Source organism: Tenacibaculum sp. MAR_2009_124 (genome assembly GCF_900105455.1).
Classification (GTDB): domain Bacteria; phylum Bacteroidota; class Bacteroidia; order Flavobacteriales; family Flavobacteriaceae; genus Polaribacter.
The window spans coordinates 419114-431130 of the sequence record NZ_FNSF01000005.1; the positions used below are offsets into that span (position 1 = coordinate 419114).

Below are 12017 nucleotides of genomic sequence, written 5' to 3' on the forward strand. Positions count from 1 at the left end.
GATTTAACATACAATATTTATAAATGAAAAAGTTATTTTCAAATATAAGAGGCGATTTTTTTGGTGGAATTACCGCTGGTATCGTTGCACTACCTTTAGCAATTGCTTTTGGTGTTTCATCTGGATTAGGACCAAGTGCTGGTTTATATGGAGCCATTTTTATTTCATTCTTCGCAGCTTTATTTGGAGGAACTAGCACACAAATCTCTGGGCCAACGGCTCCTATGACCGCAGTAAGTATGGTCGTAATCGCTAATATTATTGCTCTGAATGACGGCGATGTTTCAAAAGCTTTGCCATCAATTTTAACGGTGTTTTTACTTGCTGGTTTTATTCAAATTCTTTTGGGTGTTATTTCTCTCGGGAAATACATAAAATATATCCCTTACCCAGTAGTATCTGGTTTTATGTCGGCTATTGGGGTTATTATTTTGGTTACTCAAGTACTTCCATCTATTGGGTATAACGCTAAAGAGGATATCGACTTTGTCAACAAATTTAAACCTCAGGCCGAAGAAATTATTTTAGAAAACATTCTAAAGGACGAGGCTCGTGAGGGTGTTTTAGTATTGGAAGATTTCAAAAAAACCATTGAACGCGCCGAAAAAATACTACCTGAAGATATTTTAAAAGAAAGTAAAACCCTTGCTGCAAAGAATGCTTCTGGAGTTCTTGGAACATTAAAAGTACTTCCTCGAGCTTTGACGAAAATTAATTGGCTAGAACTTATTCTTGCCCTAGGAACCATTTTCATCATTTATGGATTCAAACGAATTACTACCTCTATTCCCAGTACTTTAGTAGCATTGGTTATTATGACAGGTATTTCCGTTGGTTTTGGTCTTAACTATAAACCAATTGAAGAAATCCCCAGTGGTTTTCCTACAATGAACTTCGCTATCTTTTCGCAATTTAGTTTAGAAAATATTACCCCGTATATTTTTACCGCTTTAACTCTTGCTCTTTTAGGAGCAATTGATTCCCTTTTAACCTCGGTAGTTGCGGATAACATGACCAAAACGAAGCATAAACCTAATAAAGAACTAATAGGACAAGGTATTGGGAATAGCATTGGAGCTTTGTTTGGAGGAATTCCAGGTGCTGGAGCTACAATTAGAACTGTAGTAAACATTAACTCAGGAGGTAAAACCAAATTATCGGGGATGATTGCTGGTGTTATGTTATTGATTATCTTATTAGCCCTCGGACCTGTTGCTTCAAAAATCCCAGCTGCAGTATTAGCTGGTATTTTGGTTACCGTTGGTATTGGTGTAATGGATTATAAAGGATTAAAAGCAATCCCTAATTTACCAAAAGACATTAAACTAGGCCCAATAAAAATGAGCTCCGAAGTAATTATTATGCTTGTAGTGCTACTTCTATCTACCTTTTGGAATTTAGTATATGCAGTTGGAATTGGTTTGGTTATAGCCTCTTTAATGTTTATGAAAAAGATTGGTGATTTAACCGCAAAAAAATCAGATGTACTTCCATTAAGTGAAAAAGCCTGGGCAGATGAAAAAGACTTCCCTAAATTTTTACTAGAAGAAGTATTTATCAAGCACATTAACGGTCCGTTATTTTTCGGATCAACAAATGAGCTTCAACAGCTTGCTAAACAAATTCCTTTAACAGCATCGACAGTAATCTTTAGAATGGATAAAATGCAATATTTAGATCAGTCTGGATTATATGTCCTCGAAGATATATTGGTAGATCTTAAAAAGGATCGTAAAAACGTCCTTTTTGTTCACCTGCAAGAACAACCAAGATATATGATGGAACGCATTGATATTATTCCCGACTTAATTCCAGAATCAACAATATTCAATTCATTTGACAAGTGCCTTCAGTGGGTGTTACAAAATGTTAAGGATGAATACTAAAATATAATAGAAAAGACTGCTAATGCAGTCTTTTCTATTATATTTTAGTATTCTTATATCGTATCAAATGAATTTTAAAACTGTAACACCTCAATTTATTAATTGTCTTTAACATAACTAACGAAACTATTACCATGCTAAAGGCTTCCAAAATTACCATTGCCATACTATCTACATTGATTGGTATGTATCCAATTATCTATTTTGTAATAGATAGAAAATTCGGTCTTCTATCCTCCAAATCAGCAGAACTTCTTAATGACATACTATGGAACACTATGTTTTATGGACATATAACCTTAGGTGGTCTTTCTTTATTAATTGGTTGGATTCAATTTAGTAAGAGGTTACGAGACCGCCGAATAAACATTCACAGGCTCATAGGAAAAACCTATACTGTCAGTGTTTTAATTAGCGGAATATGTGGGCTTTATATTGCACTAAATGCTACTGGAGGTATTATAAGTATCATCGGCTTTTTTAGTCTTGGAATTGTATGGCTTTACACCACCATTATCGGTTACAAAACAGTCATTCAAGGAAATATTCGTTTTCACGAAAAAATGATGATATATAGTTACGCCGCTTGTTTCGCTGCTGTAACTCTAAGAATTTGGCTTCCTATACTTACGTCAATCCTTGGTGAATTTTTAAGCGCGTATAGAATTGTGGCTTGGCTATGTTGGGTACCGAACTTGATTGTGGCTTATTTCATCATCAACACTAAAAAGTATTCAAAAAAAGAACTAACTGTAATACATAATTCTCTAAACAAATAAACCAGCCTGATACAAGAGTACGAACATTTCATCGCAGGGTAAATTAACACAACTTTATGATTTCATTCACTCATAAATATTTGCAACCCTTAGGTATTTAAGGTACTTTAGGAGGGTTAGAAATATTGGTTTCAAGCGTTTTAAAAAGGCTTCAAATTCAATAATTTCAAAATCAAAACGAATACTAATTGTTTTGTGAAGGTAGTTGTGAATTGATGGCAAATTGTATTTTTATGGCCCTTAAACGACTATTACAGCAGAAAGTTCTTTGTATATGATTACAAACTACTACGTCAAAACTGAAAACTATTGTGAATTGATATCAAACTGTATTTACCCAATTTATATATTCAGTATTTAAGAGTAGATCATTGTTTACATAAGAATCCAAAAAAAGCTACATAATTTTTTATGTAGCTAATTTCTGCTCATACCAGTTGGTGTTTGAAATTAACGTAATAGAAAATGAAGATTTTTTTCTTTAGATAAAGAAGAAAATTAAAGCATAGCCATAGCTACGGTTTCTTTTTATTCCGAAATGGAAAGGAAAAAAGAACGTTTTATTGCGGTAATTTCAAATTACAAATGGTATTAACTAATCAAATATTACATAATATGCAAATTCACATAAATATATAACCCACTGTTAACCAAAAAGTAAATGAATCATTAACCTTGCATTAATAATTCACTATAAACCAAATGGTTACCAAAAAAGCGGGCTATATTCTTGAAATTGATAAAAACTGAACAAACCTTAAAACCTTTATAATAATGAAAACAAAACTTTTAGGACTCTCAATTCTAATAGCTATTCTTTCGTGTAAAGAAAATAGCTCTACTAAAAATAAGGTCTCCAAAAAAATTAAACAATACACCATCGGTCAATTTATGGACAATGAAGCTGTAGGAGGTGGAAGTTTTTCAAAAGATAATAGTAAACTTCTTATTTCTAGTAATCGATCTGGAATATATAATGTTTATACAGTTCCTTCACAAGGTGGTGAAATGTCAGCCATTACTAGTTCTGATAGCACATCAATTAATGCGGTTTCATATTTCCCTAAAGATGATCGAATGTTATTAAGCGCGGACGGAAATGGCGATGAAATTAATCATTTGTTTGTCAGAGAACTCGATGGAGCAGTAAACGATATTACTCCTTACAAAGGAGCCAGGTCTAGTTTTTATGGATGGTCAGAAAGTAAAGAACATCTCTATTTCGGATCCAATAAAAGAAATCCTAAATACTTCGATGTTTATAAGATGTCTCTAAAAAACTACACTACTGAAATGATATATCAGGATGATAGTGGGTTAAGCTTATCCGATATTTCTGACAATGAAAAATATTATGCTTTGTCAAAGTCATTGAATACCAACGATAGTGATTTATTTCTTTTTAATAATGAAACAAAAGAGAAGATTAAAGTAAATGACAAGCAAAGTGCGAACTCTGCACAGGCTTTTTCAAAAGACAACTCGACATTCTATTACACTACAGACGATAATTCTGAGTTTGCCTATTTAATGTCGTATGATATTAAAACTAGAGAAAAGAAAATGGTTTATCAAAAATCATGGGACATCTCTGGAATGCGCATCACTTCCAAAGGCAAATATATGATCATATATATTAATGACGACGGTAAAAATGTTATCGACGTTTTAGATGCAAAAACCATGAAGCCAATTGAATTACCTGACTTCGGAAATAAAAGTATTACAAGTGTAAGATTTAGTACTGATGAGTCTTGGATGAGAATGTATGTTGGTGGTTCAAATTCACCTTCAAACTTATATAGTTATAATTTAAAAACAAAAGAAAAACATCGTCTAACAAACGTGTTAAATAATGAGATCAATTCAGACGATTTAGTGACGGCTAAAGTTGTTCGTTTTGAATCGTTTGATGGCACCATTATACCTGCCATTTATTACCTTCCTCATCAGGCTTCCATAGAAAATAAAGTTCCGGCAATGGTTTGGGTGCATGGAGGTCCTGGAGGGCAAACCAGACAAGGTTTTAGCTCTTTGATCCAATATATGGTTAATCATGGGTATGCTGTTTTAGCAGTAAATAACAGAGGGAGTAGTGGTTATGGAAAAACCTTTTTCCAAATGGACGATTTAAACCATGGCGAAAAAGATTTAAAGGATTGTGTAGAAGGCAAGAATTGGTTAGCAGAACAATCTGAAATCGATGGTGAGCATATCGGAATTATTGGTGGTTCTTATGGAGGTTATATGACTATGGCCGCTTTAACTTATGCTCCAGAAGAATTTGATTTAGGGGTTAACTTATTTGGAGTTACCAACTGGATTCGTACCTTGAAAAGTATTCCTCCTTATTGGGAGTCCTTCAGAAAGTCGTTATACTTGGAACTTGGCGACCCTTTTTCTAAAGATTCCGTTCGATTAAAGCGTATTTCTCCATTATTTCATACCGACAAAGTAACGAAGCCTCTAATTGTATTACAGGGTTCACAAGACCCGAGAGTATTGCAAGTAGAATCTGATGAAATCGTTGAAGGAGTTAGAAAAAATGGTGTTCCAGTTGAGTATGTATTGTTTGAAGATGAAGGACATGGTTTCGTTAAAAAGGAAAATCAAATAGAAGCCTACAGTAGAATACTTAAATTTTTAGATACACATTTAAAAAAAGAGGTTAAAACAACCGAAGAAAAACCTACAAAGATTAAAGCTTAATGATTTTTAGTTGTTATTTCATTTAAGAAAAATCTATATTTCCATGAACCCTTTCTATAACACAGGAAGGGTTCTTTTTTTAGCTATATTCTCCTATTTTAAAACTCCTTATAGATCAACAGTCTATGCTTTCAACGCACAATTATAAAGATCAGACAAGTATTCGAAATCTTAACTTACAAAATAAAATCACTGAAGGGTAATGAACTACCCCGATGCAAGCATACGGGGTATCTGTTGAATTCATAATTTTATATTTCGAGGCAAGCCTCGGGAAATTAAACCCTTGGCTATCGCCCTGCGATTAAATTATTATAATATTTGATAGCCTTCTGTTTTAAAGGATTTGTACTCCAAACAGTCCATTCGTTTGAATAAGGATCGTATCCACATTTGAGTGGTTTAGAATATATATCATCCGGTTTTTCAATATACGCTCTACAATCGGTACAGACATACCTAAATTCACATACTTTACATGTTTCTATTTGATCCTTTGTAATTGCCCATTTTTCGGTTAACTCTTTACTTTTAATTACCTCTTTTAGCTTCACGTTCATTATATTTCCAAAGCTCTTTTCCATACTGGGGCAATTTCTAATTTTACCATCTATATCAATACTTATTTTTCTGTTTAGGCATGAGTTGTAAAGTTTGCTTTCCATGAAGGTGTTCATGTTTACAGGAAAAAATGTTTCTGAAATGGTTCCGCAACATGAATTATTTTTGAGCGTTTTTTTTGTGTAAATTAATTTTCCAAAATAATTTTCTTCTATTTTATAAGGAATGATTTCGTTTGCAGGAGAACCAAAAACCCTAACAGATGACACCCTTTTATTTTGGGTGATATCTTTGTTTATTTTACTAGTTGTTACCCCTTCATAAAAAGGAAAAATATAATCAATAGAGGAAATGGTTGAATTTGATGTATCCAAAAACGTCAAAAATGAATTAATATCTTCAATGTCTATTTTATCATAAAATCGAATTTCAAAGTGATAGCAATTCAATTCTTCAAGTTCTTTTACAACTTTCATCAAATCATAATTAGTTTTCTTATTTACCTCTAAAATAGCATTTGTGACGGTCGATTCGGAGTCCCATTTAATCTCTAACTTAGGAAACCATTCGGTAGTATTCGTAAAGAAAATAAAATCATTTTCAAGTAAAAAAATAAAATATTCTTCAATTATATCATCATACTCATTATTGTATATTTTCATAATGGCATCAATACTCTTTCCTTCTTGATTTTCCAAAATTTCAAATAAATCATTTGGTATCAGTTTTAAAATATTACGTTGTAAATCACAAATAACGCTTCGATTTGCGCCCTTAACAGGTATACAATTAGAAAACAATTTAAAAGGTTTGTGTAGATTAAGATTCATCAATTAAGTCAATTTTTGATATCGGTTTGTAAAAACTAAAAAAAAATGAACGACTCTTTTTTTTAGTCGATGATTGATTCTTGTTTAATTTCAGAACATTACATTTTTGAAGTGTTAGCGGTAATTTTTTATTGTTATTAGGCATTTTTTAATATTAAGCTTGTTGCGATTTCTTTTTCAATATAATAATTACAATTTTTTGAGAGCCAATCCAATTGTCCCATTGGATTTATTTCTAAAAAGACAAATTCTTCTTCTGACGAGTAAATTAAATCAATAGAACCAGTATTTATACTCGATCTTTTACTAAACTCTAATATTTGGTTTTTTACTTCATTTGGTAACTTAAAAGGAACGCATCTGTTGGGCTTTTCATCATTATAGTTCCTATAGTCAATCGCAGTTTTTTCGTCTTCTTGGGAAAAGATAGCCATAGGAAACAAAGTATTTTCATAGAAAAACACTCTTATTTCGAATAGTTTATCAATATACCCTTGCACAAAAATTGGCATAAAACTATCATCTAATAATTCAATATCTGAATTATCAATTAATAAAGTTCCTTTGGAAGAAAGGTATGTATCTTTTGTTATTTGCACATTGACTGGATATCTGAGGTCTTTTGTAATTATCTTTTTATTTTCTAGTTTAAAGTGAAGCAACTCTTTTTTAGATGTTGTAACTAGAGTTTTAGGTATTTTGAACCCACATTTTTTTGCTAGAATTAAATGATCTAATTTAAAATTTTCAACTTCCTTAATGTAAGAACCGATATAAGCTTTAGACGTAGATCGTTGAAAATTTTCCAGAGACTTAATAACTGAATCTTCTTCTCTTTTAAGATATAAAAACAAATTACGGTTATTTAATGTGCTGCTGTCAAGGAACTTTAATCTCCCTCTCCTGTGCCATACTACATTTATAGTAGAAAAATCAACATTATTTATGGTGAGTTTTTCAGAAGTATTGTCAATAGAAAAAGAATTTAAGCTACTTATATCTTCCGTTTTAATGAAAAGAAAATCAGCATTGTATTTCTTTAACCATTGGATAACGATATGTGTAGTAATGTCTTTTTTACTACTTATTAATAGTATCATTTTTTGTTCTTAGGTCTTTGACAATGACTCCCATATCTCTTATTCCCCAAGGAATTCCGTTTCTGCCGTGTAAGTGCCACATAATCATTGAACCTTCAATGGCAGGCATACGCCCTGTGTTTATTTCTTTAATTAAAAGCTGTTTTACCTCTGCCTTATACTTTTCTGGGGTATGCTGAAAAATAACCCAAGCACCTATCGGCTTTTCTAAAAATTCAGTGTTTGGAAATCCATGTTTTTTTGTAATCGCAATAAGTTCTATCGTATTTTGTTCATCCATAGGTAACTGAACTTTCCAAATGGAATCTCGTTTTCTTTTGAAAACTTCTTTGGGTAAATTACTTTTTCTGAGTTCATCAAGTAATAATCTGTTTTTTTGATCAGCATCTACCATTTGTTTAATTTGTCTTGATAGTGCTTCTTTGTTTAAAGTTTCTTTTTGACTTGCACAGGAACTTAGTATTACAAGCATTAATAACATTGGGTAAAAAAAAATATTTTTCATTTTTTAGTTTTTAAAGGGACAACAATACTGTTGTCCCATAATTAATTATACACATACATTAAAACAAAGTTCGTCTCCATTAGATATTTTACCATCTTCATCATGGTCATATAATGTATCGCCACAACCTCCTGTAACACTAGTTTCGGTTGGAATTATCTTTGTACCTCCAAAGATGTTAGAGGTATCTTTGATAATCTCATTCTGATTATAATCTCTTATACTTTTCATTATAAATTCTCTTTTAATTACATTTATGATATGTTATACACTCTCCTGCGTCTAATGTTCCATTATCATTGGTGTCATCATGAGTATCGCAGGTTTCAGAACCATCTTGAAGTGTCCATTTAGTTCCTCTCGGACCCCTACCTCCAAAAACAAGATGCATTGCTTCTTTGTTAAGACTTTCGTTTTTAAATATTGATATTCTTTTCATATTTTGAAAATTTAAAGTAGTTTTAAGCTACTGGTTTTATACCTACTCTGTTAAAAGGTTTTTCAGTTTCCACCTATCTATCTGTAGCGCCACAAATATTTTTCATTTATATACTATATTGTTAAGAAAAGACTCAAACTGCAAAATTATTATCAAATAGAACGGGATAACTAGCATTTATTTAGGGGATAATCATCTTCATAGACTACCAAAACTAATTGATTCCTAGAAACAAAACAATACCTACTACCCCTAAAAAACACTAAGGGATTTCCCTAAATTTAGTCTAGAGCCCAAAGTCAAAAGTCAAAAGTCGAAAAGAATAAAAAACTCAACATTCAACCCTCAACACCCAACACCCAACATTCATCGCTCAAAACTCAAAACTCACAATTCAAAATTCAAAATTCAAAATTACCACTCCTTCGAAACCACCATCAAACACGCTTTCTCTGTCTCACTTCGAGTAAAATTATTTGTAATAAAATGAAAAATAATTTTGTATCGAGAAGTCTAAATATCAAATTGAATTATCAATTCACAACTCAACACTCAAAACTCAAAGTCCAAAGTCCAAAGTGTCAAGGAATAAAAAATTCAACACTCAAAACTCACAATTCAACATTCAACATTAAACATTAAACACTCAAAATTCAAATAGTATGAGTCAACACAGTGGTACGTCTTAACCGATTCACGCACCAAAGGTTGACCTTGTCAGGGAAAACAACCACCATTTAGTATTATGTCTTCAATGAACTCCCCGATGAAAGCATACAGGGTATCTGTTGGATTCATAATTTATATTTCGAGGCAAGCACCAGGGAATTAAGCCCTTGGATATCGCCCTGCAATTAAAATCTAAATGGTGTTCAACTAGTTTAACTACAAAGCCCTTCATCTTTGCGCCTAACCAATTTAGTTTTAAAACATAAATATCCCCTAGCCTTAATAATTAAGGCACTACTCACTTCTGCCAATAAGTAATTTGATAATGTTTTGTACTTATACCAGTTATGATTTGAAATTAATGTAAAAGAAAATGATGGTTTTTTTCTTTATTCAAGTTTTAAAAATTGAGCATAGCCTTAGCTTATGGTTCTTTTTTCTAATAAAGAAGAAAGGGAAAAAAGGGCGTTTTATTACGGTAATTTCAATTTGTAAATGGTATTAATACAGTATTAATTTTTTAACGTAAAGTTTATCATAGGCAAGTTGGTTTCATATTCACTTTCTGTTTTCTTTATAGTATACCCGTAACTGTACAAACTTTGTACGGCTAGTTGCACTAATTTATCTATATTTGTTTGAGTATGTAGCAAATATAAGAATTAATTTCGTTTTTAATCGAAATAATTTCTTTTATTTTCGTTTTTAGTTTATACCATGACAGATTTTTACGAAAAACTCAAGCAATACAAAAAAGAAAAATCATTAACATATAATGATTTAGGAGAGCTGATAAGTGTTAGTGGTGACACCTTTAGAATGGCTATGAATAAGAAAACATTTTCTAAACTAAGACAAGAAAAACTATTGTCAATTATTAATAGCCAACAAACCAGCGCTCATTTGAGTGAAAGTAATATCTTTTATGAAAAAGAAGGAGTTAAATTCAGTATCGACGAAATAATTTCGTTTCTAACCGTTAATATAAAGCTAATAAATAACAGCGGAAAACTTGAAAATCTAATCAATGCTATAAATACAGTTAAAAACATTGACCAATACAATACCTTAAGCGAAGAAATTGAGAAAATTAAGAGTTTACTTGAAAGAAATAAAGATGTATTAAAGTAAATGAGGTAAATCATTAAATATATCATTCAATCCTTCAATTACCTTTGCTCTCGCCTTATCTTCTTCATTTTTTAATTTTTCTAGCTCTTTCTCAGCTTCTTTAATTGTTTCCTCATTCACATACCTTTGTTGCTCAACCGTAAGAAGAGACTTGGACTTTCTCTGAAACAATCTTCTAAGTTTATCGGTTACCCTCTTTAATCCCATGGTTAAATAGCAATTTTATTTAAAGTATCTTTTATATCCTTATCCAATTCATCAGCTTGCTGTTTTACACTTTCAATCGAATCAATTGATTTATCATGTTTTTCAGCATACAAAGCATTAACAGTCATTTTTCGATAATGCTTTCTCTTAATTCTTAAAATCAAATTGATAAGCGTATGTATAACACCCTGTTTTTTGGTAAAGTATTTGATTAATTGCGCTATAAAAAAGGCGATAGCTACGCAAATTATCGCTTTAAAACCAAGGTATACTTCTGTATAAAAATCGTTTGCTGTTTGAAAGAAAAGATGATACAACCAAAAAAACGAAACACCAATACCAACAATAGAAATTATTTCATGTCCTGTTTTTAAAGTTCTTTTATAGTCGTCAATCAACGATTTAACTGAAAAGTACAACCCAAGCAAAACCAAACCAAAAACAAACAACCAAAATTTAAAACTAGCCCTTCCTAAAAAAGAATGTTCTTTATAAAGGGATTTCTTTCTTTTACTGTAAACCTTTAATTTTTCTTGGGCTAATTTCCTGTATTCATTTCTTTTAATTTTATACTCATCTATTGTCAATGTCACACCTAACTCATTAAGCAAAGAGTCTTGGATAAAATTTCGCTCAGCGATTATTTTATCATAAGTTTTATAATGTTTTAAATATGAATCAGAGTATCGTTGAAAAGGGGCGTGAAATAAAGACATAGCAACCATTAAAAATGCTCCTATGCCTAATAAAATACTTTTTACTTTATTATTCAGAGCCGTCTTCTTGTGGATCGGGATCTTCTGTTCCGTCGTCTCCTGGATCAACGAATTGTATTTCTTGTTGTTCATTCTGCTCTATTTGTTCTAAACTAGTATCAGTACAACTACTAAAAAATCCCACAATACCAATGATTACTATAATTCCAACTATTTTTTTCATGATTACGTTAGTTTATCAAAATTAATACTAACGTAAATATAGCGGTTTAGTTGAATTTAAGCAGAGGTCTTAAGCTTGGTTTTAAAGTTGTTATCAGTTGTAAAAGAGCCAAACATAACCCTATTTTTAACCAAAAACAATACACAATTCCCCTAGAAAATTACTCAGGGTTTTCCCTAGATTTAGTCTAGAATCCAAAGCTCAAAGTCCAAAGGCGAAAGTCGAAAAAAACTCAAAACTCACAACCCACAACTCAAAATTC

12 protein-coding genes are annotated in these 12017 nt (G+C 31.5%); 4 read left to right on the forward strand and 8 right to left on the reverse strand.

The annotated features are described in order from the left end of the window. The first annotated feature begins 23 nt into the window (after nt 1–23). The 3 genes from BLW23_RS12560 to BLW23_RS12570 all read left to right on the forward strand — a co-directional run bounded on the left by BLW23_RS12560 (nt 24) and on the right by BLW23_RS12570 (nt 5374). Nucleotides 24–1886, forward strand: a complete 1863-nt coding sequence (locus tag BLW23_RS12560; protein ID WP_093670353.1) for a SulP family inorganic anion transporter — start codon at nt 24–26, stop codon at nt 1884–1886. A gap of 134 nt (nt 1887–2020) precedes the next feature. Beyond that, complete coding sequence (locus BLW23_RS12565) at nt 2021–2665, forward strand: DUF2306 domain-containing protein (RefSeq protein WP_093670355.1); 645 nt, start codon at nt 2021–2023, stop codon at nt 2663–2665. Nucleotides 2666–3439: 774 nt separating this feature from the next. Then, nucleotides 3440–5374 (forward strand): S9 family peptidase, encoded by a 1935-nt coding sequence (locus BLW23_RS12570; protein ID WP_093670357.1) that lies wholly within the window; start codon nt 3440–3442, stop codon nt 5372–5374. Between the two features lie 290 nt (nt 5375–5664). Here BLW23_RS12570 and gwsS read toward each other — a convergent pair whose 3' ends face one another. The 5 genes from gwsS to BLW23_RS12595 all read right to left on the reverse strand — a co-directional run bounded on the left by gwsS (nt 5665) and on the right by BLW23_RS12595 (nt 8809). Continuing rightward, nucleotides 5665–6765 (reverse strand): grasp-with-spasm system SPASM domain peptide maturase, encoded by a 1101-nt coding sequence (gwsS, locus tag BLW23_RS12575; RefSeq protein WP_093670359.1) that lies wholly within the window; start codon nt 6763–6765, stop codon nt 5665–5667. A gap of 137 nt (nt 6766–6902) precedes the next feature. Then, nucleotides 6903–7865, reverse strand: coding sequence for an ATP-grasp domain-containing protein (locus BLW23_RS12580; RefSeq protein WP_093670361.1), 963 nt, complete (start codon nt 7863–7865; stop codon nt 6903–6905). Further along, a complete protein-coding gene (locus BLW23_RS12585) occupies nt 7846–8370 on the reverse strand; it encodes a hypothetical protein (protein ID WP_093670363.1) in 525 nt (174 codons plus the stop codon). The genes BLW23_RS12580 and BLW23_RS12585 overlap by 20 nt, the downstream gene beginning before the upstream one ends. A gap of 45 nt (nt 8371–8415) precedes the next feature. Then, nucleotides 8416–8601 (reverse strand): hypothetical protein, encoded by a 186-nt coding sequence (locus BLW23_RS12590; RefSeq protein ID WP_093670365.1) that lies wholly within the window; start codon nt 8599–8601, stop codon nt 8416–8418. 13 nt (nt 8602–8614) lie between these two features. Beyond that, nucleotides 8615–8809: a hypothetical protein gene (locus BLW23_RS12595; RefSeq protein WP_093670367.1), complete on the reverse strand. Its 195-nt coding sequence runs from the start codon at nt 8807–8809 to the stop codon at nt 8615–8617. A gap of 1386 nt (nt 8810–10195) precedes the next feature. Between BLW23_RS12595 and BLW23_RS12600 the strand changes: the two genes are divergently transcribed. Continuing rightward, nucleotides 10196–10609: a hypothetical protein gene (locus BLW23_RS12600; protein ID WP_093670369.1), complete on the forward strand. Its 414-nt coding sequence runs from the start codon at nt 10196–10198 to the stop codon at nt 10607–10609. On the opposite strand, the gene BLW23_RS12605 is transcribed toward BLW23_RS12600, so the two are convergent. From BLW23_RS12605 to BLW23_RS23255, 3 genes are read right to left on the reverse strand one after another with little or no spacing between them, the layout of a single operon-like run. Next, nucleotides 10601–10816, reverse strand: a complete 216-nt coding sequence (locus tag BLW23_RS12605; RefSeq protein ID WP_093670371.1) for a hypothetical protein — start codon at nt 10814–10816, stop codon at nt 10601–10603. The genes BLW23_RS12600 and BLW23_RS12605 overlap by 9 nt on opposite strands. Nucleotides 10817–10818: 2 nt before the next feature. Then, complete coding sequence (locus BLW23_RS12610; RefSeq protein WP_143032170.1) at nt 10819–11532, reverse strand: hypothetical protein; 714 nt, start codon at nt 11530–11532, stop codon at nt 10819–10821. Between the two features lie 49 nt (nt 11533–11581). Next, nucleotides 11582–11755: a hypothetical protein gene (locus BLW23_RS23255; protein ID WP_176829818.1), complete on the reverse strand. Its 174-nt coding sequence runs from the start codon at nt 11753–11755 to the stop codon at nt 11582–11584. Between the last annotated feature and the right edge of the window lie 262 nt (nt 11756–12017).

Excerpts from the sequence above, each read along its gene's own strand:
- BLW23_RS12560 (WP_093670353.1), top strand. The coding sequence starts at position 24 with ATGAAAAAGTTATTTTCAAATATAAGAGGCGATTTTTTTGGTGGAATT.
- BLW23_RS12565 (WP_093670355.1), top strand. The coding sequence starts at position 2,021 with ATGCTAAAGGCTTCCAAAATTACCATTGCCATACTATCTACATTGATT.
- BLW23_RS12570 (WP_093670357.1), top strand. The coding sequence starts at position 3,440 with ATGAAAACAAAACTTTTAGGACTCTCAATTCTAATAGCTATTCTTTCG.
- gwsS (WP_093670359.1), bottom strand. The coding sequence starts at position 6,765 with ATGAATCTTAATCTACACAAACCTTTTAAATTGTTTTCTAATTGTATA.
- BLW23_RS12580 (WP_093670361.1), bottom strand. The coding sequence starts at position 7,865 with ATGATACTATTAATAAGTAGTAAAAAAGACATTACTACACATATCGTT.
- BLW23_RS12585 (WP_093670363.1), bottom strand. The coding sequence starts at position 8,370 with ATGAAAAATATTTTTTTTTACCCAATGTTATTAATGCTTGTAATACTA.
- BLW23_RS12590 (WP_093670365.1), bottom strand. The coding sequence starts at position 8,601 with ATGAAAAGTATAAGAGATTATAATCAGAATGAGATTATCAAAGATACC.
- BLW23_RS12595 (WP_093670367.1), bottom strand. The coding sequence starts at position 8,809 with ATGAAAAGAATATCAATATTTAAAAACGAAAGTCTTAACAAAGAAGCA.
- BLW23_RS12600 (WP_093670369.1), top strand. The coding sequence starts at position 10,196 with ATGACAGATTTTTACGAAAAACTCAAGCAATACAAAAAAGAAAAATCA.
- BLW23_RS12605 (WP_093670371.1), bottom strand. The coding sequence starts at position 10,816 with ATGGGATTAAAGAGGGTAACCGATAAACTTAGAAGATTGTTTCAGAGA.
- BLW23_RS12610 (WP_143032170.1), bottom strand. The coding sequence starts at position 11,532 with ATGTCTTTATTTCACGCCCCTTTTCAACGATACTCTGATTCATATTTA.
- BLW23_RS23255 (WP_176829818.1), bottom strand. The coding sequence starts at position 11,755 with ATGAAAAAAATAGTTGGAATTATAGTAATCATTGGTATTGTGGGATTT.